Genomic DNA, 20,707 nt, shown 5'->3' with positions numbered 1-20,707 from the left:
TGGTGATTATCAAACCACCACATATTCCGTAGGAGCGAGGCTTACCCGCGATATAGACGCTACGGTCTTTCTATTAGACCGCGTCATCGTTCTTCGCGGGCAAGCTTCGCTCCAGGATCTCTGACTTATGCCTTTTTGGTTCTCGGCAAAAAGATCGCCAAAACACCGAACAACGGCAGGAACGAGCACAGCAGGTACACGTACTCGATGCCGTGTATGTCGGCCAGATGCCCAAGCAGCGCCGCACCAATCCCGCCGAAACCAAACATCAGACCAAAGAACACCCCGGCAATCATCCCGACATTACCTGGTACCAATTCCTGTGCGTAAACCACAATGGCCGAGAATGCAGAAGCCAGAATGAAGCCGATCACCACGCTCAGCACGCTGGTCCAGAACAGGTCCACGTGAGGCAGCAACAACGTGAACGGCGCCACGCCGAGAATCGAGAACCAGATGACCGCCTTGCGACCGATCCTGTCGCCGATCGGGCCGCCAAAGAACGTCCCCGCCGCGACCGCACCGAGAAACAGGAACAGATGCAACTGTGAGCTGGCCACCGACAGGTCGAATTTCTCGATCAGGTAAAAAGTGAAATAGCTGGTGAAGCTGGCCATGTAGAAGTACTTGGAGAACACCAGCAGCCCAAGCACGACTAATGCACTCAGTACCCGCCCTTTCGACAAGCCATGGGTTGCGGCCTGGCCCCGCTTGAGTTTGAACAGATTCAGGTGATTGCTGTACCAACGGCTGATCGCATACAGCACGCCCAAGGCGAACACCGCAAACACCCCGAACCAGGCGACGTTGCCCTGGCCGAACGGAATGATGATCGCTGCCGCCAGCAACGGCCCGAACGCCGAGCCGGCGTTACCACCGACCTGGAAGGTCGACTGCGCCAAGCCATAACGGCCGCCCGAGGCCAGTCGCGCGACCCGCGAAGCTTCCGGGTGAAAGGTCGAAGAGCCGATACCAATCAACGCCGAGGCCAACAGAATCAGCGGGAAGCTACCGACTTGAGACAGCATCAAAATGCCAATCAACGTGCTGACCATACCCATCGGCAGCAGATAGGGCTGGGGATGGCGATCGGTGTAATACCCGACCCATGGCTGCAACAGCGAAGCGGTGAGCTGAAAGGTCAATGTGATCAAGCCGACCTGAGTGAAGGTCAGTCCATAGTTGGCCTTGAGCATTGGATAGATCGATGGCAACACCGCCTGAATCAGGTCATTGATCAAATGCGCCAAAGCCACGGCACCGATGATGCGCATGACCAAAGGGCTGGTTTGCGGGGCGGTAGAAGCCGGGCTCGCGGAGGTCTGAAGGTTACTGATAGCCATAAGAGTTTCCGTACAACAGATGGGTGCGCATTTGCAGGTGGGTCAATGTGCCATTTTTCAGCGCAGCAAAGCCATCCCCCTAGCCTGCCAACAACTTCAAACCTTACAACGCATAACGTGATAGCTCAAAGCCATGGTCTGAATCTTGCCTTGCTTATCCACTTCAACGCGGCCCCTTACAAAGGGGACCGAGAATGGGAAGTTTCGCTACAGGGCTCACCGCACAGGGCTCGCGATTGCGATTTTCCGAGGCCTTTAACAGCAAGCACAGGTCCAGGCCACACCGCCAGGACTGCACGCCATTGGTGCGTGGTGCTCAGAGGAGTAGTCGGGCATGCAGGTTTTTCTATCACCAGGAATCAGACTGCTTGGGCGCTTCGGCTTTGCCCGCAAGTTTCAGCTGTTGTTTCTGCTGTTCATCCTGCCGCTGATGGGCAGCCTGTGGATAATCGGCCAGGACTACCGCGACAAGTTAAGCCTGATCTCCGGCGAGCGTGCCGGAGTTCGCCAATTGCTGGCCCTCGACAGTCTGGACAACTTGCTGGCCACTCAGCGTGACCGCGCCGCCCGCTGGCGAGCAACAGAAACCAATCGTCAGCCTACACCGGCGACCCTTGCCGCCATGGCTGCGTTCGACTCGGTCCAGCCCGCCGTCACTCAAGCCGTCACCGACCTCGGCACCGCTCTGCAAACCGAAGGTGCCGTCGGCGACACCTTGAGTCGCTATCAAGGGCTGCAAGCGGCTCTAAGCGGATTGGACTCCAAAAGCCTGAGCAGCGTCGGCTGGTGGCCGGACGGCTACGAGCGCTTCACCGCCGCATTGAGCGCGTTGCAAGCCTTGCGCGAGCAGATAGCCATGGACAACCGACTGATCCTCGCCCCATGGCTGGAAACCTGCCTGCTGACGCAGATTTCCACTCAGCACGCTCCAGACCTGATCGAACGGGTTGGTCGCCTGGCCAGTGTCGGCCAGGCCTCAGTGGTGTCCGGGCAATTCACCCTGCAAAGCCGCCTGCAACTGCGGGACCTGCGCAGCCGCATCGGCGACGCCCGCGAGCAACTGGTGAAGACCGGCAGCCTGCTCGAAGCCCGGCTGCCCAGCGCGTTGCGATCCTGGGCCGGGCAATACCACGACAGCCTGAAGCATCTGGATGACGGCCTCAAAGTGCTCGACGACGGCGTGTTCGGCGGCAGCATCAATCTCAAGCCGCAAGACTTCGAGCGCAGCCTCGACGCCCTCCTCATGGACCTGTCATCGTTGCGCCAACAGTCCCTGGTGTCGCTGGACAGCCGCCTGGATTACTACCAGAGCTCGGCCATCCGCCAATTCATCCTGGTGGCGACGATCTTCGGCGGCCTGCTACTGGCAGCGCTGTACCTGTTCATCTGCTTGCAGACATCGATCCGTCGCAGTGCCAGCGGCATCACCTTGCTGGCCGAGTCCTTGCGTGACGGCAACCTGTCTTTGCAAGTACCGGTACACGGGCGCGATGAACTGGCCGCCATCAGCAGCGCGCTCAACGTCGCGGTGGTGCAGTTGCGTACCAGTCTGCTCGGGGTTGATCACGAAACCCTGCAACTGAGTGACGCAGTACGCACCCTCAACGACCACTCCAGCGGCGCCTTGGGCGAAGTCGAAGCACAGCAATTGCAGATCAGCCAGATCGCCGCGGCGGCGACCCAACTGGCCGCCACCTCACAAGGTGTCGCACACAGCTGCGAACAGGCTTCCGGCAGTGCCCGGCACACCCAGCGTATTGCCGCCGACAGCAGCCGCGACAGTCAGCGGACCACCGCCAGCATCCAGCAACTCAACCAGCGCCTGAACGAGACTGCCGCAGCACTTGGCCGGGTCAGCGAGCAAGGGCAGCAGATCCAGCTGGTGGTGGATACCATTCGCGGCGTTGCCGAGCAGACCAATCTGCTGGCGTTGAACGCCGCCATCGAGGCGGCCCGGGCCGGGGAGCAAGGTCGTGGGTTTGCCGTGGTGGCCGATGAAGTGCGCAGCCTGTCGCAGCGCACCCAATCCTCCACCGCGCAAATCGCCGGTACCGTCGATAGCCTGCGGGCCACGGTGAGCGAGGCCGTGGCCTTGATGGAAGCCGCCTGCGGTCAGGCACAAACCGATGCCCAGGCAGTGACCGGGCTTGGCGAACGCCTGGTAGAAATTGCCAGTGCGGTGCAAAGCGTCACCGATACCCTGGCGCAGATTGCGACTGCCGTCGAAGAACAGGCCAGCACCGCCGATGAAGTCAGCGGCAATATTCAACAGGTCGATCAAGCGGCCATGCGCCTGCTTGAAGGCGCACGAGCGGTGAACCGCGCGGCGGACACCTTGAGCCAGGGTAGTAAGGCGCTGAGTGAGAATACGGGGAGGTTTCGGTTGAACTAGGTGTCGCAATCTTCTGTAGCAGCTACCGAAGGCTGCGTTCGAGCGCGCAGCAGTCGCAAAGAGTCCTGACGCGATTCAACAGGACACTTGAGTTGCCCGGATTACGACCGCTGTGCGGCCGAACGCAGCCTTCGGCAGCTGCTACGGGGTAGGTGCAGGCCTTCACTTTTGACGTCAAGTCGGGGCCATCAAACCCCGACCACCGCCTCTGGAAACTCCTGCTCCAGCGACGTCGACAACCACTGGATAAACCATTGCACATCCGCCGACAACGCGGCTGACGGCGTCAGTACGCGATAGCTTTCCAGTTTCACCTGGGCCTCAACTGCTCGCACCAGGGTGCCGGCCTCGAGTTCATCGCGTACCAATACTTCGTTGGCCAGTGCAATACCCTGGCCGCTTTCGGCCACCGATAAGGCGTGGTCATTGTTGACGTACAACACGTCGGAAGTCAGGTGAATATCCAGATCATTGGCGGCGAACCACATGTTCCACCATTCGCCGTCGTCAAAGTGGATCAAATTGTGTTTCACCAGATCGACCGGGCTGTGAATCGGCTCGATGCTCGCCAGGTACCCCGGCGTACAAATCGGAAATACCCGCGGGCAGATCAAGGTCGCGCGGGAATTGGCGTACTGCCCATCCAGGCCATAAACGATGCCCAAGTCAGCGCTCTTGCCATCTACTTCGGTAAAGGTCGAGTTGGGTTCGATGGCGAACTTCAACCCCGGTCGCAGATGCCGCATCGCCTCAAGCCTGGGTGTCAGCCAGCGCTTGGCGAAGCCCGGCACCACCATGATCCGCAGCCAGCGCTCGGAATCTCTGGGCAGCAACTCCTTCCCGGCCTCAACGATCAACTGCAAAGCCGCGGAGATTTTGTGGTGGTATTTCTGCCCGGCGACTGTCAGCACAACCCCGCGTGAGGTCCGCTCAAATAGCTGCACGCCAAGCCACTCCTCAAGCAACTTCACATGCCGGCCAATCGCTGGCTGGGTCACGTGCAGCGCTTTTGAGGCTTCGACATAGCTGCCCAGACGCGCCGCCGCATCAAAAGCGCGTACGGCATTGAGTGGCGGCAAACGGTGGGTAGGCATTGGGTAGAACCGCCTCTAGCTATTAAATTATTTAACAGCTCCTATGTTAAAATTGAAGTTTCGCACCTGCAACCCCTCACTGATAATCGAGCCACACCAGAACAACAAGAACAGAACAAAGAGCCCGCCGACGCGGCTCGCTGCACACCCGAAAACATCTCGATCCTGCCCAAAAAAATAATATCCATGGCCTGACGACGCAGCTCTTTGCCGAGCAATTCGAACAGGCGATGGGGGAATCGGAGGTAACGCATGAATGCCCTGCATTCGCTGCAAACGCTGGCTGTGTCCATTCGCTCGGTACGCAAGGTTTACGGAGATCCGCAAACCGGTCCGGTGGCGCTGAAAAGCATCGACCTGGATATCCGCGACAACGAGTTCTTCACCCTCCTCGGCCCTTCCGGCTGTGGCAAAACCACCCTTCTGCGGATGATCGCCGGGTTCGAGTTTCCGACCCAGGGCGAGATCCTGCTCTACGGCGAAAACATCGCCGATCGCCCGCCCTTCAAGCGCCCGGTCAATACGGTGTTCCAGCACTACGCGCTGTTCCCACATATGACCATCGCCGAGAACCTGGCCTTCGGCCTCGAATCGCAGCCCATGGGCAAAGTCCTGAGCAAGGTGCAGATCGCCGAGCGCGTGCGGGAAATGCTCGCACTGGTGCAGATGGAACGCTTCGCCACGCGCCGCCCGACACAATTGTCTGGCGGCCAGCAGCAACGGGTTGCCCTGGCCCGGGCACTGGCGCCGCATCCCAAGGTGCTGCTGCTCGACGAGCCGCTTTCGGCCCTTGACCTCAAGCTTCGCCAAGCCATGCGCGAAGAGCTGAAAACCATCCAGGCCAAGACCGGTATCACCTTCATTTTCGTCACCCACGACCAGGAAGAAGCGCTGACCATGTCCGACCGCATCGCCGTGTTATCCGAAGGCGAAGTGCAGCAGGTCGGTCGTCCGGAAGACATCTATGAGCGCCCGCGCAATCGCTTCGTCGCCGACTTTATTGGCGAGACCAACTTCATCGAAGGCCGGGTCTCACGAGTCGAGGCCGGGCTGGCCTGGTTCGATGGCCCGGCCGGTCACCCCTTGCCGGCTCAGCCCTGCAGCGACGTAGCCATCGGCGACAGCGTTGCGCTCTCGGTGCGTCCGGAACGCCTGCACCTGGTGCCAGATGGCGCTACCGGTGCCCTGCCCTGCAGGATCGACGCGCAGATCTACCTGGGCACCGACCTGCAATACCAGGTCAGCCTGGCCGACGGTTCGCGCCTCACCGTGCGCACGCCCAACAGCGTCGACCAAAGCCAGCGCTTCCCGGTCAACAGTCGGGCCGGCCTGCTGTTCGATCGAGGCAGCGCCAGCGTTTTGCTGGATTGAGCGAGGGACTCCCATGCACGCTTCACCGATATCCACCACTCTGGCACGGCGCAAGGCCTTCGGCAGCTTCCTCGGGGTGACTCCCGCGCTACTCGCCATCGGCCTGTTTCTGATCGTGCCGATTCTGATCGTGATCGGCTATTCACTGATGGAAGCCAACCCCTATGGCGGGGTGAACAAGGTCTTCAGCAGCGACGCCTACACCTCGTTGCTGTTCGAACGGCAACTGGACGACAGCCTGGCCTTCGCCGACTCGTACCTGATCATCGCCCTGCGCTCCATCGGCATTGCGGGGCTGACCACGGTCATCACGCTGTTGATCGGTTTTCCAGTGGCGGTCTGGCTGGCCATGCAGCCGGCCCATCGTCGCGGGCTGTTGATATTCCTGATCACCGTGCCGTTCTGGGCCAATCTGCTGATCCGCACCTACGCCTGGATTCTGCTGCTACGTAACACCGGGGTGATCAACAACAGCTTGATGGGGCTCGGCGTGATCGATCAACCATTGCAACTGCTCTATACCGATGGCGCGGTGCTGCTGGGGCTGGTTTATACCTACGCACCGTTCGTGGTGCTGCCGATTTACGCGACCCTGGAAAAGATGGACATCCGCCTGCTGGAAGCTGCGCAGGACTTGTATGCCGGGCGTTGGCGGACGCTGATCAAAGTCGTGCTACCGATCGCCAAACCGGGGATTTTCGCCGGCGCGATCCTGACCTTCGTCCCTTGCCTGGGCGCGATGATTGCCCCGGAACTGCTTGGTGGCGGAACCAAAATGATGCTCGGCAACCTGATTTTCCGGCAGTTCAGCGATGCCCGTAACTGGCCGTTCGGCGCTGCCCTGTCGCTGGTGCTGATGGCCGCAGTGATGCTGGTATTGACCGTTTACGCCCTGCGCGCCGAACACCAGCGCATCGCCAAAGGAGGTGAATGATGTTGCGTCTGCTCAAACGAAACGGGCTCAGCGTGCAGGACTTCCCGGGCTTCGGCGGCTTCAGCTTGCTGTTCTACCTGTACCTCTACGCGCCGATCGTGGTGCTGGTGGTGTTCTCCTTCAACGCCAATCAGTCGGCCACGGTCTGGACCGGTTTCAGTCTCGACTGGTACCGCGCGGCGTTTGCCAATCAGGCGTTGCGACAGGCCGCCGGTAACAGCCTGCTGATCGCCGTTAGCGCCAGCATGATCGCCACCGCGATTGCCACACTCGCGGCACTCGGTACCTCGCGGGGCGCCAAATTCAAGGGGATGCAACTGTCCATGGGCGCAATCATGTTGCCACTGGTGCTGCCGGAAATCGTCGTTGGCGTGGCCACGCTGGCGCTGTTCTCCACCATCGGCCTGTCGCTCGGTTACGGCAACCTGATCATCGCCCACACGGTGTTCTGCATCCCCTTCGCCTATCTGCCGATCCGCGCGCGGCTCAACGACATGGACCTGTCCCTGGAACACGCTTCGGCCGACCTCTATGCAGGTCCCTGGCGAACCTTTCGCAAGATCACCCTGCCGCTGCTGATGCCGGGAATCGTCTCCGGGCTGATGCTGGCCTTCATTGTCTCGCTGGATAACTTCGTGATCTCGATGATGGTCTCCCAGGCCGGCACCACCACCCTGCCGATCTTCATCTTCGGCTTGCTGCGAATGGGCGTAACACCCGACGTCAATGCCGTCTCGACCTTGATCCTCGGGGTCTCGGTGCTGTTCGTCAGCCTCTCCTACCTGTTGAGTAAAAAGAAAGTCTGAACCTGCCTATTCCACCTTGAGGAAATACCATGAGCAAGTTGATCGCAAGCCTCGGCACCTCTTTGTTACTGACATTGCCTCTGCTCGGCAGTGCTCAGGCGGCCGAAAAATTGAACGTGGTGAGCTGGAGCGGCTATTTCTCGCCGCAGATTCTCGCCAAGTTCCAGAAACAGACGGGCATCGAAGTCACCGTGGACTCCTACGACTCCAACGAGACACTGTTGGCCAAGCTCAAACAGGGCGGCGCGGGCTACGACGTGGCGATTCCGTCGCACCAGTTCATTCCGATCCTGATCAAGGAGCAACTGCTCGAGCGCTTTGACCCAGTCAACCAGCCCTACTACGCCAGCGTCGCCGATAATCTGAAAAAGCCCACCTGGGACCCGGAAGGCGCTTACTCCATGCCGTTCATCTGGGGCACCACCAGCGTGGTGCTGAACACCGAGCGCTACAAAGGCCCGACGGACAGCTACAAAGTCCTTTACGAGCCACCGGCCGAACTGCAAGGGCGGATCAACATGTTCGACTCGGTAAGCGATGTGGTCGACATGGCCAGCCTGTATCTGAACATTCCGCTGTGCAGCGAAGACCCGAAACAGATGCAGCAAGTGCTGACCCTGCTCAAAGCGCAAAAGCCCTTCGTCAAAACCTACAGCTCCAAGGCCGGCTCGATCCGCGAGAACCTGGCCTCGGGTGAAGTCGACATGTCGACCTTCTGGGGCGGATCGTCGATGCGCGCCCGTGAGATGAAACCCAGCCTGCGCTACCTCTACCCGAAAGAAGGCGTACTGGCCTGGGTCGACAACATGGTCATCCCCAAGGGCAGCAAAAACCCGGCTAACGCCAAGGCTTTCATCGCCTTCCTCAGCCAGCCTGAAAATGCCGCGATGACCCAGAACTTCCTCAAGCATCAGAGCCCGATCAAGGGCGTGGAGCCCTTCCTCGACGCTGGCCTCAAGGACGCGCCCGAGCTGCACATCCCGGAGGGCACCCAAGTGGTGTTCAGCAAGACCTGCGGCGAAGGCGCTATCCGCCTTGCCGACCGTCTGTGGACCAGCCTGATGCGCTGACCCGACCGCCCCGACAGGGCGTCGGGGCGTTTTCCCAGTCTTCTACAAGGCAGCGTTTTAATGACCTCCAATAACATCAGCGAACTGGTCCTGCTGCAGGCCCACGAACTCGCCGAACGCATTCGCCTGCGCCAGGTGTCGTGTCGGGAAGTGATGCAGACTTACCTGGCCCACATCGAGCGCTTCAACCCATTGGTCAACGCATTGATCAGCCTGCAACCGGCTGACCAATTGCTGGCCCAGGCAGACCTGCGCGACGCAGAACTGGCTCGCGGTCTCTACCGTGGCTGGATGCACGGTTTGCCCCATGCCATCAAGGATCTGTCGCTGACCCGTGGCATCCGCACCACGCTCGGCTCACCGCTGTACAAAGATTTCGTGCCAGAGCGCGACGGCATCATGACCGAGCGGATCAAGGCCGCTGGCGCGATCATTATCGGCAAGACCAACACCCCGGAATTCGGCCTCGGCTCACAGACCTACAACCCATTGTTCGGCGCCACCGGCTGCGCTTACGACCCGAGCAAAACCGCAGGCGGTAGCAGCGGTGGTGCCGCCGCAGCGCTGGCCATGCACCTGGTGCCGGTGGCCGACGGCAGCGACATGATGGGTTCACTGCGCAACCCGGCAGCGTTCAACAACGTGTTCGGCTTTCGCCCATCCCAGGGCCGGGTGCCGTTCGATGACAGCGCCGACCTGTTCATCGACCAACTCGGCTACGAAGGCCCTATGGGCCGTAGCGTACGCGACGCCGCGCTGCTGCTCTCGGTACAGGCCGGCGCGGATGCGCGAGCACCGCTGTCCATCGCCGAATCCGGTAACGCCTTCGCCGCACCACTGGAGCGCGACTTCAAAGGCACCCGCCTCGGCTGGCTCGGCGACTTCAATGGCTATCTGCCGATGGAGAAAGGCATTCTCGAGCTTTGCCAGAGCGCCTTCTCCGACTTTGAAGCCATTGGCTGCAGCATTGAAGCCACGCAACCGGACTTCGCTGCGCAACAGCTCTGGAACAGTTGGCGCAGCCTGCGTCACTGGATGGTCGCCGGCTCCCTGGGCGCTGCCTATGCCGACCCGCAAAAGCGCACACAGTTGAAACCGGAGGCCTGCTGGGAAATCGAAAATGGCCTGAAGCTCTCTGCCAGCGACGTCTTCGCTGCGTCAGTGACCCGCAGCAACTGGTATCGCGCCATCAGCAAACTGCTCGAACGTTACGATTACCTGCTGCTGCCCAGCGCCCAGGTCTTCCCGTTCGATAAAACCACTCCCTGGCCGACCTCCATCGAAGGTGTGACCATGGACACCTATCATCGCTGGATGGAAGTGGTCATCCCCGGCACCCTCTGCGGATGCCCGGTGGCGAACGTGCAGGTCGGCTTCAGCCAGAACGGCCTGCCGATGGGTCTGCAAATCATCGGCCGGCACCAGGCCGACTTCGCCGTACTGCAGCTGGCCCACGCCTATGAACAGGCCAGTCAGTGGTTCCAACGTTGCCCGGCGCCCCTGCTGACAGAGGTATTTCGATAAACAATTGATAGCGTAGATAAATTTTCAATAAAAACGCTTGACGCTTTTCCCTTCTCGGCGAATAATGCGCGCCACTTGGCTACATAGCTCAGTTGGTTAGAGCATAGCATTCATAATGCTGGGGTCCGGGGTTCAAGTCCCTGTGTAGCCACCAAGTACCTGTTTATAGACCTCTACCGAGGCCTATAAACAAATCAAGAAGCCCGCCTAGTGCGGGCTTTCTTGTTTCTGGCTATCTGTCCTTGCATCCCCCCATACCTTCCTTCCATATGTCCCCCTGTGACTCCTTGCAAGAAAACTGAACCAAGGGGATACAAGGAAATGAAACGCTCCAACATCAAACGTTGCCCTTATCAGCCCGCCCTTTTGGGACTGAAGCCGAACGCCTGGGAGTACCGCGAGCTGGATGCCGGCGGCCTGCATTCAGAGTAAAACCTGACGGCCAGACGCACGCTCAATGCCCCCCTCTCCGTAAAGCTCCGCACAATCGCGCAAGAACCTTACTAGACTGCCAACCAGGGAGTGAATCACGGGCCTGCGCTGTTCTGCATGGCTGATTCCGAAGGTCTCAACGAGACTTTTACGAAAATAACAGGAATATTACAGGGAGTACCTCATGCACTCTTTTACACGCCAGCCCTCACAGACACCAAGCCGATTGACAGTCCTGGCCATCGCCACCGCTTCGGCACTGGCAGCTGGCCAGGTCAGCGTCGCTCGGGCCAATGAGTATGGCATTGACAACAGCGGCACGCTCACGTTGCTGAACAACCCGGCGGGCAACATTATCAGTGGAAACAGTGCAGGTATCAGGAACTCGGGCAGAATCGGTACGCTGAGCAACAGCGGCACCATCTCTGGCGGCAATGCCGGTATTCGCAGCTACGACATCGATACGTTGAGCAATAGTGGCACCATCAGTGGCGGCACCTTTGGCATTCACAACATCGACACCCTCAACACACTGAACAACAGTGGCACTGTCACAAGTAATGGGTTCGCCATTTATACCGGTCCACACTCGACGCTGGGCACCATAACCAACTCCGGAACCATCGCCGGCACGATCCGCAATGACTCCGCGTCGAACATGACGATCAATGGCGGTCCAGGATCGGTGTTTGGCATCCTGACCGGCGCAGGCACGGGCGGTGTGAGCGCCACCAACATCGGCCTGATCAGCAGTATCGGCTCGAATGTGGTGTTCGGGCCGGGCAACCAGTTGCTCAATGACCACATCAACGTCGACACTCAAACTGCCGCCAATGACACTACCGGCACGCTGCAGGTCAACAATACGATCAAGATCACCGGCAATTACTACCAAGGCAGCGACGCCAGCCTGATTCTCGGTGTGGCCGACAATGCCGTGACCACCGGTGATATCAGCACCGACAGCGGCTATGGGCGCCTGGTGGTGTCCGGTAAGGCGAACATCGCTGCAGGCTCCACGGTCGGTTTGCAGAAGCTTGGCAGCTATGGTTTTGCCCAAGGCCAGCGATACATCGTGATTCAGGCCAACACCGCTGGCACGACCTACAATGCCAGCAGCCTTCACTACACGGTCCCGGGTTATAACGCAGTGGGCACCAGTGTGACCGATGGCTCCCATGCCGACTTGCTGGTGACCCTGGGTGCGGCCATACCTGCGACGCCTCCGGTTGGTCCGGTCACACCTTCTTATGCGCCGATCAATCGGGCCACCAGTGCCAGCAGTGTCGCCCCGCTGGCCGGGCTGTTCAATTACGGCGGTTACGATGCCGGCCTGATGAACCTGTTCAACACCGCCGCGGCCCTCGACTCCCCGACCGCCGGCAACCACGCCGGGGCCCAATTGAGTCCGACCGCGAACCTGACGGCTGCCACTCAGGCGTCTACCGCGTCTACGGTGCAAGTGCTCAATGTCACCACGGCGCACCTCGAAGGCCTGCGCACCGCGCAGAACGACAACCTCGGCAGCGGCGTCGCCACCGGTGAAAGCGCCAGCAACACCGGGCTCTGGGGCCAGGCCTTTGGCGGCAGTTCCCGACTGGGTGAGCGCGACGATGTGGCCGGCTACCACGCCCACTACAGCGGCCTGCTGCTGGGGGCCGATGCCGCGCTCAACGACAGCTGGCGCGCCGGCGGTCTGTTCAGCTACACCAAAACCACGGTGAACAACGACGGCGACAACACCGGCAGCTCTGCCGACGTGAAGTCCTACGGCCTGTTCGGCTATGCCAGCTACCAAGGCCAGCCGTGGTACCTGGACCTGTCGGCCGGTGCCGTTCAGCACCAATACGACACCACGCGTGAAATCGACTTCACCGGCTTTAGCGGTTCGGCCAAAGGCCAGCACGACGGAATGCAGTACATTGCCTCCGCACAGGCCGGTTACCCGATCGACCTCGGCGCGGCGCTGGCCCACACCGTCCTCACGCCAATTGCCGGCTTGACCTACAGCACCTTGCGCCAGGACAGCTTCACCGAAACCGGCGGCAACGGCGCGGCACTACATGTCGATTCCACCAGCACCAGTTCGCTCAAAAGCGATCTGGGCGCCAAGCTGGAACGCTCCTTCGCCACGTCCTACGGCAGCGTAGTACCGTCGGCGCAACTGACCTGGCGTCATGAGTACCACGACACCAGCCTGCAATCGGTCGCCAACTATGCCGCCGATACCTCGGGCGCCACCAGCTTCACCAGCCCGGGGGCGAAACCGGTCAATGACACCGGGGTCCTGGCACTGGGCGTCACGCTGCTGCACAGCGAAAACCTCAGCCTGGGGGCGAAGTACACCCTGGAAGCGGCGAACGGTTACACCGCCAATACCGGTGACGTGCAGGTGCGCTGGCAGTTCTGATCCGTTAGATTCAGCTGACCTGATAACGCCCATTTTTCAGTCATGAAAAATGGGCGTTTAACCTTCAAATGATCTCGGAATCAGTTTTCCAACAGTCGCGCAAACCGCCCGACTGAAAACGCCAGAAGATCTACGTCGCTTTGCCCATAAGCGAATCGCTGCGCCAATGCCTCATCAACTCCTGCCGAGTGCTTGAAGCCATGTCCGGAGCAGGCGCTGACTACCGTTACATTCCGAAGCTCAGGATGCTCGTCGATGATAAAGCCGAAATCCGGGGTCACCGTGTAAGCGCAAACGCTGGATTTGAGTAAATCCGCTGATACGCCAGCGAACCGGCCCTTCATGTGCGCACGATAAAAAGTCTCTGCCTGCGTCAGGCTAGTGGTTCGGTCGATCGATTGCGCAGAGGTGCTGACGTCGAACTGCTCGGTGGCGACTTTCATGCTGCCCTCACCCGGTATGGGTGGGAAACCGTAGCAGGCGTCGCTCTCGTTCGGGCCGTGGGTCAGGATGAAGCACGGGGATGCCCAGTTTTGCCAGTTGATAGAGCGTCGCCGCTCCCATGGCGCCCAAGCCGATGACGACGTCGTATTGGTTTTCCATCAGCGTTGGGCCTTCCAGTGTTTCATCTCTTCTTCGATGAAATGATTGACCAGGTCGGTGTAGAGCTTTTCGATCGCTTCGGGGCTCAGACCTTCGGTTTCCGCCCATTCACGACGCTTGGCCAGCATCGCGCGGAAACGCTCCGGGGCCCGCACAGAGGTTTCAGAGGTTTTGAATTTCGACGCGGCCTGAACGTATTTGAAGCGCGCTCCCAGCATCTTGATGACTGCCCGATCGAGGAGATCGATCTCGCGCCGGATGTCTTCCATGCCTTGACACTCGTCAGGGCGCATTTGATTAATCACTTCCATGTAGCTAACTCCGACTTATCGAGAAAAAGCGTGGGCTGATGCTGCTTGCCCGATTAAACACGCAAAATCAGGCTCCGTCATTGCCGATGAACAACACCGCGTAGGCTCTCACTATTCGCCCGACCGGGCATCGCGCACGAACAGGGGCCGGCCTTTTATCAAGCCAACAGCGAGTGCTGACAGGATAAGCGCGATGGAAAAGCCTTCACGGCCGTCAACCCTGTGTCCGAGAAACAGGAGCGAGAACACTGCCACTCGATCAAGGTGCGTTACCAGGGTCATGAACGGCGCTGCCCCGTGAGCTAACCAGGTGAGCAGCAACAGCGGGATCGACGGGAACAGGCCTGCTTACTGGCGGCCGTGGTTCGCTTGGGTAACGGAGAACCTGTTACTCGAGTGGCGATGGATCTGGGCTACAGCAGTCCCAGCGCGTTCACTAACGTATTTCGCAGGGTGCTGGGTGAGACACCCAGTCGATACTTTTCCAAAACCCTGCTCTGAAACGATAGGAGCAGCATCGAAGACGCTCGCCTGAGCAGCCAGCAAAATCGTCCAACGCGTTGCGTCTACCGCTGTCGGCCGATACATTCCCCCGCACGCGAGCGCATCTATCGGCTGCGCTCGACACCTCATCTACCCACGGACGGAGTGCCCCGCGTGTTCTCAGCCTTCAACTTGAGCCACTACCGCCTATCTGCCCTTTCGCTGATAGCCGCCGCTTTAACCCTCGCGGCCTGCAATACCCCGCCGTCTGCACCCTCCGTCAGCGCTCTACCGGTCGCCCCGGAAATCGCCTCGGGTTACCGCACCGACATGCGCACCCAATACGCCGCACGCCACATGGCGGCGGCAGCCAACCCGCTGGCAGCCGAGGCCGGGCGTGAGATGTTGCGTCAGGGGGGCTCGGCGATCGATGCCGCGATCGCGATGCAAGCGGTACTGACGTTGGTGGAACCACAATCCTCAGGCATTGGCGGCGGCGCGCTGATCATGCTCTGGGACGGCAAAACAATGCGCGCCTATGACGGACGCGAAACCGCGCCGGCAGGTGCTACCGAAAAGCTCTTCCTGCAACCTGACGGCAAGCCGATGCCGTTCAGTCAGGCACAGATTGGCGGTCGTTCGGTGGGCACACCAGGTGCATTGCGTGCGCTTGAACTGGCCCATAAGACACAAGGTCGTCTGCCGTGGGCGCAATTGTTCGAACCGGCCATTCGCCTGGCAGAGCAAGGTTTCCCGATCTCGCAGCGGCTTCACGCGATGATTGCGTCGGACCCATTCCTGCCGCGCTCGCCGGACATGGCCGAGTATTTCCTGAATGCCGACGGCAGCCCGAAAGCCATCGGTACCTTGCTGAAAAACCCAAACCTGGCCGGCGTTCTGAAACGGATTGCCAAAGAAGGTCCGGATGCCCTTTATCGAGGCTCGATCGCCCACGAGATCGTCACCAAGGTTCAGGGCAACGCCAACCCCGGCAGCCTGTCGATGACCGATCTGCAAGGCTATACCGCCAAAGAGCGCACGCCGCTGTGCACCGACTACAAACGCTGGCAAGTCTGCGGCATGCCGCCGCCGTCCTCGGGCGGGATAGCCGTCGCGCAAATCCTCGGCACCTTGCAGGCGCTGGAAGTACGGGATAGCCGCTTTGCCCTGCCGCCGCTCAAGCCGGTCAAAACAAACGCCCCGGCCGGAACAGAACCTGCACTTGAAGCCGTGCACCTGATTGCCGAAGCCGAGCGTCTGGCCTATGCCGACCGCGGGCTCTATGTGGCTGATTCAGACTTCGTCCCCGTCCCGATCGCAGGCCTGGTCGCCCCCAGCTATCTGGCAGGTCGAGCAGCCTTGATCAGTGAGCACAGCATGGGTACGGCCAAGCCCGGCCACCCGGCCGGCATCCAGGTGGCGTACGCTCCAGACCGTTCGCCGATGCGGATATCCACCTCGCAGGTAGTGGCGGTAGACGACCAGGGCGGTGCCGTGTCGATGACCACCACGGTGGAAGCGGCCTTTGGCTCTCACCTCATGGTTCAGGGCTTCATGCTCAATAACCAGATGACCGACTTCTCCTTCGTCCCTGAGGAAAACAGCCAACCCGTCGCCAATCGCGTCGAACCCGGTAAACGTCCGCGCTCCTCCATGGCTCCGACACTGATCTTCGACCGCCAGAGCGGTGAACTGGTAGCCACAGTCGGCTCTCCCGGCGGCTCGCAAATCATCGAATACGTGGCCAAGTCAGTGGTGGCCATGCTCGACTGGAACATGGACCCGCAAGCCGCCATCAGCCTGCCCAACTTTGGCAGCCGCAACGGCCCGACCGAATTGGAGCAAGGGCAATTCACACCCGCACTGGTGCAAGCTCTCAAAGACAAAGGGCATACCGTGAACGAGATCGACATGACCAGCGGCACCCAAGCCATCGTCCGTGTCCGCGATGCTCAAGGCAAAGCTTCATGGGCTGGCGGCGCCGATCCGCGGCGTGAGGGTGAAGCGCTGGGGGATTGATCGAGGTTAGGCTGCTGACATCCAAAAAGAGCAGAAGAGATCAGCGAACTGCGTACTTACAGCTCAATGCCTGAATTTGCCGATTATCGACGAAGCACTCATCGCGATGAGGCAAAGTCGTTTCAGTACTCATGGATTGAACGGAGGTAAGCATGGACATCGCATTCGAAGCCACCACGCAGGACGACGCCGAAGTCCTTGTCCTGATGCGGATTGCGTCGATGCAAGAAAGTCTTGAGCGCATTGGTCGCTTTGATCCGCAAAGGGCGCGCGTCAGATTTCTCGCCACGTTTGAACCAGCATTGTGCAGCTTCATCGTCAGTGATGGTCAACGGGCAGGCTTTCTTCAGATCAGGCGAAAAGCTGATCACTTGTTCCTGGAGCATCTGTACGTCATGCCAGAACATCAAGGCAAAGGCCTTGGCTCGGCAGCCTTGTGTTCCGTTCTCGACAATGCCGCCCAGGAAGGACTCCCGATCCGTCTGGGCGCATTGCGCGGCAGTGACTCGAATCGCTTTTATCAACGTCATGGATTTGTGCGAGTCGACGAAAGCGAGTGGGATATCAATTACATTCGCGAAGCTGTTCGGTGGCCCAAACCATGAAAGCATCCATCCTCACCGAGGGTGCCGTGAACGATGGGGAAGATCACGTCGACATGCCCCAGCAGCTACTGGCAGTGGCCTGTACGGTTAGTTCGTTAGTTCAAATTCGGATGCCAGAAGTCCCTGGCCAAGGCGCTGTGACGAGTCATAGCCCGCTATGGCGAGGAACAGCAACGCAGGATAGGGGCTTGTGGCGCCGAAGTTGACTAACAGAACTAACCACACAGGCCACTAGACTTGCCTGGCACCACGGCGAGCTCGCGGTTCGACTGGTTGAGGGCGATCAGCGCCGGGTTTTCCTGGTTGATCAGGTAGTTCGAGGTGTCATTCAGGTGCCAGCTTCCTTGCTTGTCGATGCCGATCAGCATCGGCTCGAAGCGCGAGCGGTCCAGCGCGTCGACGATGTTCTTCGCCGACTGCAGCGAAACCTCATGTTCTGCCGAGCGGCCACCAAAAATAACCCGACCCGCAACTTGCTCATCATCCAGCCTCATTTTGAAAATACGGTTTCTTGACCCGGCAATCGCATCCAGCAAAAGACTCAGGCCTGTGCCAAGCGCATATGAATCAGCGCCACCCGCGCGCCTTTTTTGTCTTTGCGCTCTTCGATGGCGTAAGGCGTAAACCCGAGTTTGGGATAGAACAGCAGTCCTGCAAGGTTCTGGTGGAAGCAAGACAGCGTCACCTCCTTGGCGCGGTGCTTGGTCAGCGCAATCTCGATCATGTGCTTGATGAGGTGCCCGCCAATCCCGCCCGCACGCATTTCGGGATCGACGATGACATTGCCGATGGTGCAGGCTCCCCCGGTTTCCCAACGGTAGAAGTTGGCGAAACCGACCACTTGCCCGTCCTGCTCAATCACCGTCGAATCTGATCGCTGGGCAATCGAGTTGCGCAGTTGCTCATGGGTCAACGGCCAGGTGGCCGCGGGAAAGAAGAAAAACAACTCCTCCTCGTTCCGGGCAAAGCTGCAAATCCGTGGGACGTCCTGTTCCTCTACCGGTCGGTAGCCAAATTTCATTTTTTAGTCTCCTGACATTTTGCGTGTGTCGTCGCGGTTATTCGCTGCGATCCTGCTCTTCAGCGATTGAGCTGCAAACGCACTCAACCCGACTGCTGACAAAGAGCCTGGCCACGCTTCAATACCCGCAACGACAACGGACCGGCGTGCCTCAGATGTAGTAGCTTCATCGAACAAACCATCCTTGTGTTGTTGTGGTGAAGTCATGGCGCCATGGGTAACCGCGCTCGTTTGGGTATTTCTACTCGAATTCAGACGTATGGACCAACAGCCGTTTTAGAAGGCTCTGCACCTTAAAACAACCTCTTCCCCGCGATTGTCGGCTCCGGCCTCTAACGAGGAAGTTGGCAGCTATGCTGAAATTACGGGTCATCTCCGGCTTCTGCGGGGGCCTGACTACGTTCTCGGCACAAACCCCAGGCTTGATCCAGGAAGGGAGACTCAGCAGGCAACGGGCGCCATGTTGCTCCACGTCGCGGGCTCGCTGGCGATGATCGCTGGGGGCCTTCTTTCGTTCCAACTGTTAAGCGCACGCTAAGGGAGATTGATCATGAGCGGTTTCCTGGTGATTTTCTTTACTCAGCAGAGTCGTCGCTACCACGGCAAAATGCTGGGTGACTGGATCGTCGATTTAGCGAAAGAAATGGGGCTGCGCGGAGCCACACTGGCAACCGCCATCGAGGGTTTTGGGCATACGGGCCGCCTGCATTCCGCGCACTTTTTTGAGCTGGCCGACCAGCCCACCGAGATTCGGCTGGCGATTACCGAAGATGAGTGCGTGCGCTTGTTTGAGCGTCTGGAGACCGAGGACTTTTCCTTGTTCTACACCAAGACCCCGATTGAGTTTGGAACGGTCGGTAAAAAAGCCGAAAAGTCCCCTCACCCTTCCGAATGACCGCAATGAGCGAAAGGCGCCTCGAAAAACGCCTTCGCGCCCGATGAAGACAGCCGGTTCGCAGTGCGTTACCGTATTTTCGTTGCGCACACAGAGCAAGGACCGCCACCCATGGGCAAACACAACAGCCACACCGATTGGCTCCACCGCGCGCCCCGCACCAGTGGCCTGGAGCGCATCGAAGCGTACTTCTCGGGTTACGGGTATGACCTGCACCGTCATGACACCTATGCGATAGGCCGCACGCTTGCTGGCGTGCAAAGCTTTCAGTATCGCGGCGCGTGGCGTCATAGTCTGCCGGGCGGGACCATGGTGCTGCACCCGGATGAAGTCCACGACGGCGAGGCGGGCACCGAGGATGGTTTCAAGTACCGGATGATGTACATCGAGCCGGCGCTGATCCAGCAGGTGCTCGGTGGCAAGCCTTTGCCCTTTATCAAGACTGGCCTGTCTGACGACCCACGGCTGTACGCGGCAACCAATGTGTTGCTGCAGAGCCTGGACTGCCCCCTTGATCCACTGGAAGAACAGGACGCGCTGTTCGACCTGGCGAATGCCTTGAGTGCCGTGTCAGGCGTGACAGCGCCCCGTCAGAGCTTCGACTACCTGGCGGCAGAACGGGCTCGGGAATTCATGCACAGCGCACTGGATCGCACCGTGACACTGGAGGAACTGGCCGAGCACAGCGGCCGGGATCGCTGGGGCCTGTCGCGGGATTTTCGCCTGCTGTTCGGCACCAGCCCTTACCGCTACCTGACCATGCGCCGCCTGGATCTGGTCCGCTCATTGCTGATGCAGGGCCAGCCAATGGTCAGCGCGGCACTGATCGCCGGTTTCACCGATCAAAGCCACATGACCCGACAGTTCAGCAAAACCTACGGCCTGTCGCCAGCGCGCTGGTTGAAAATGCACGGACGCTGATGGCTGCACAATCGTACAAGAAACACGCTGCCGCCTTGGCTATCGTGGGTTCACGATCAGTCAGCGGACAAACCTCATGAACCATTATCGAAGTCTGAACTTTGCGCAAAAACTCAACCTGTTCAGCGAGCAATGGACGCCCAAGGTCATCGCCGAAATGAACGACTACCAATTCAAGGTGGTGAAGCTGCAAGGGGACTTCATCTGGCATGACCACGCCGATACTGACGAGACCTTCATCGTGCTCGAAGGTCAACTGCGCATCGACTTTCGCGACGGCCAGGTGTCTGTCTCCCAGGGTGAGATGTTTGTCGTGCCCAAAGGCGTCGAGCACAAACCCTTTGCCGAGTATGAGGTCAAGCTGCTGCTGATCGAGCCCAAGGGAGTGCTGAACACCGGGCACGAAGGTGGCGAACGGACAGCAGTGAGTGATGTGTGGATCTGAAACCACTGGATGTGACCGGGGCTGTTTT

General features: G+C 59.6%; 17 protein-coding genes, 1 tRNA gene and 4 pseudogenes. 15 read left to right on the top strand and 7 right to left on the bottom strand.

The annotated features are described in order from the left end of the window. Positions 1-125: 125 nt before the first annotated feature. Positions 126-1,343 carry an MFS transporter gene (locus AC07W5_RS23790; RefSeq protein WP_495024450.1) on the bottom strand — a complete coding sequence of 406 codons (1,218 nt, stop codon included), beginning with the start codon at positions 1,341-1,343 and terminating at the stop codon, positions 126-128. A 334-nt stretch (positions 1,344-1,677) separates the two neighbouring features. Here AC07W5_RS23790 and AC07W5_RS23785 point away from each other — a divergent pair, with 334 nt between their 5' ends. Next, a complete protein-coding gene (locus AC07W5_RS23785) occupies positions 1,678-3,735 on the top strand; it encodes a methyl-accepting chemotaxis protein (RefSeq protein ID WP_495024449.1) in 2,058 nt (685 codons plus the stop codon). Between the two features lie 188 nt (positions 3,736-3,923). Here AC07W5_RS23785 and AC07W5_RS23780 read toward each other — a convergent pair whose 3' ends face one another. Continuing rightward, positions 3,924-4,829 carry a LysR substrate-binding domain-containing protein gene (locus AC07W5_RS23780; protein WP_494991774.1) on the bottom strand — a complete coding sequence of 302 codons (906 nt, stop codon included), beginning with the start codon at positions 4,827-4,829 and terminating at the stop codon, positions 3,924-3,926. 252 nt (positions 4,830-5,081) lie between these two features. Between AC07W5_RS23780 and AC07W5_RS23775 the strand changes: the two genes are divergently transcribed. The 7 genes from AC07W5_RS23775 (at position 5,082) to AC07W5_RS23745 (ending at position 13,376) form a co-directional block, all read left to right on the top strand. Beyond that, positions 5,082-6,200, top strand: coding sequence for an ABC transporter ATP-binding protein (locus tag AC07W5_RS23775; RefSeq protein WP_495011204.1), 1,119 nt, complete (start codon positions 5,082-5,084; stop codon positions 6,198-6,200). A 13-nt stretch (positions 6,201-6,213) separates the two neighbouring features. Then, the gene (locus tag AC07W5_RS23770; RefSeq protein WP_494991772.1) at positions 6,214-7,134 is read left to right on the top strand and encodes an ABC transporter permease; all 921 of its coding nucleotides are present in this window, start codon (positions 6,214-6,216) and stop codon (positions 7,132-7,134) included. Beyond that, positions 7,131-7,940, top strand: coding sequence for an ABC transporter permease (locus AC07W5_RS23765; RefSeq protein WP_495024448.1), 810 nt, complete (start codon positions 7,131-7,133; stop codon positions 7,938-7,940). Before AC07W5_RS23770 ends, AC07W5_RS23765 begins: the two co-directional genes overlap by 4 nt. Positions 7,941-7,969: 29 nt before the next feature. Continuing rightward, on the top strand, positions 7,970-9,010 hold the full coding sequence (locus tag AC07W5_RS23760) for an ABC transporter substrate-binding protein (protein WP_495024447.1): 1,041 nt from the start codon (positions 7,970-7,972) through the stop codon (positions 9,008-9,010). Between the two features lie 60 nt (positions 9,011-9,070). Continuing rightward, positions 9,071-10,534, top strand: coding sequence for an amidase (locus AC07W5_RS23755; RefSeq protein ID WP_495024446.1), 1,464 nt, complete (start codon positions 9,071-9,073; stop codon positions 10,532-10,534). Positions 10,535-10,611: 77 nt separating this feature from the next. Next, a tRNA-Met gene (locus tag AC07W5_RS23750) sits at positions 10,612-10,688 on the top strand. 462 nt (positions 10,689-11,150) lie between these two features. Next, positions 11,151-13,376: an autotransporter family protein gene (locus AC07W5_RS23745; RefSeq protein WP_495024445.1), complete on the top strand. Its 2,226-nt coding sequence runs from the start codon at positions 11,151-11,153 to the stop codon at positions 13,374-13,376. Between the two features lie 80 nt (positions 13,377-13,456). Here the strand turns inward: AC07W5_RS23745 and AC07W5_RS23740 are convergent. The 3 genes and pseudogenes from AC07W5_RS23740 to AC07W5_RS23730 form a co-directional block, all read right to left on the bottom strand. Continuing rightward, a pseudogene (locus tag AC07W5_RS23740) lies at positions 13,457-13,900 on the bottom strand (FAD-dependent oxidoreductase); the annotation flags it as partial. Continuing rightward, on the bottom strand, positions 13,827-13,979 hold the full coding sequence (locus AC07W5_RS23735) for a hypothetical protein (RefSeq protein WP_494991767.1): 153 nt from the start codon (positions 13,977-13,979) through the stop codon (positions 13,827-13,829). The pseudogene AC07W5_RS23740 and the gene AC07W5_RS23735, both read right to left, overlap by 74 nt. Next, positions 13,979-14,290, bottom strand: a complete 312-nt coding sequence (locus AC07W5_RS23730) for an isochorismate lyase (RefSeq protein WP_495024444.1) — start codon at positions 14,288-14,290, stop codon at positions 13,979-13,981. The genes AC07W5_RS23735 and AC07W5_RS23730 overlap by 1 nt, the downstream gene beginning before the upstream one ends. A gap of 333 nt (positions 14,291-14,623) precedes the next feature. Here AC07W5_RS23730 and AC07W5_RS23725 point away from each other — a divergent pair. The 3 genes and pseudogenes from AC07W5_RS23725 to AC07W5_RS23715 all read left to right on the top strand — a co-directional run. Continuing rightward, positions 14,624-14,791: pseudogene (locus tag AC07W5_RS23725) on the top strand (helix-turn-helix domain-containing protein); the annotation flags it as partial. A gap of 156 nt (positions 14,792-14,947) precedes the next feature. Then, positions 14,948-16,792: a gamma-glutamyltransferase gene (gene ggt, locus AC07W5_RS23720; protein WP_495024443.1), complete on the top strand. Its 1,845-nt coding sequence runs from the start codon at positions 14,948-14,950 to the stop codon at positions 16,790-16,792. A 152-nt stretch (positions 16,793-16,944) separates the two neighbouring features. Further along, positions 16,945-17,397: a GNAT family N-acetyltransferase gene (locus tag AC07W5_RS23715; protein ID WP_494991762.1), complete on the top strand. Its 453-nt coding sequence runs from the start codon at positions 16,945-16,947 to the stop codon at positions 17,395-17,397. Positions 17,398-17,630: 233 nt separating this feature from the next. Here AC07W5_RS23715 and AC07W5_RS23710 read toward each other — a convergent pair. Together AC07W5_RS23710 and AC07W5_RS23705 are read right to left on the bottom strand one after the other, a co-directional pair. After that, positions 17,631-17,878: pseudogene (locus AC07W5_RS23710) on the bottom strand (D-alanine--D-alanine ligase A); the annotation flags it as partial. A gap of 60 nt (positions 17,879-17,938) precedes the next feature. Continuing rightward, positions 17,939-18,418, bottom strand: coding sequence for a GNAT family N-acetyltransferase (locus AC07W5_RS23705; RefSeq protein ID WP_495011212.1), 480 nt, complete (start codon positions 18,416-18,418; stop codon positions 17,939-17,941). 359 nt (positions 18,419-18,777) lie between these two features. On the opposite strand from AC07W5_RS23705, the pseudogene AC07W5_RS23700 reads away from it, so the two are divergent. From AC07W5_RS23700 to AC07W5_RS23685, 4 genes and pseudogenes are all read left to right on the top strand, one after another. After that, a pseudogene (locus AC07W5_RS23700) lies at positions 18,778-18,956 on the top strand (CrcB family protein); the annotation flags it as partial. Positions 18,957-18,968: 12 nt separating this feature from the next. Beyond that, positions 18,969-19,313 carry a DUF190 domain-containing protein gene (locus AC07W5_RS23695; RefSeq protein WP_494991760.1) on the top strand — a complete coding sequence of 115 codons (345 nt, stop codon included), beginning with the start codon at positions 18,969-18,971 and terminating at the stop codon, positions 19,311-19,313. A gap of 111 nt (positions 19,314-19,424) precedes the next feature. Next, a complete protein-coding gene (locus AC07W5_RS23690) occupies positions 19,425-20,234 on the top strand; it encodes an AraC family transcriptional regulator (protein ID WP_495024442.1) in 810 nt (269 codons plus the stop codon). A gap of 76 nt (positions 20,235-20,310) precedes the next feature. After that, entirely contained in the window at positions 20,311-20,679 is a 369-nt protein-coding gene (locus AC07W5_RS23685) for a cupin domain-containing protein (protein ID WP_495011215.1), read from the top strand. The last annotated feature ends 28 nt before the right edge of the window (positions 20,680-20,707 follow it).

Source organism: Pseudomonas sp. GW821-FHT01E05 (assembly GCF_059422425.1).
The sequence above is the reverse complement of the archived record's forward strand: the minus strand, read 5'-3'. Positions and strand labels throughout refer to the sequence as shown.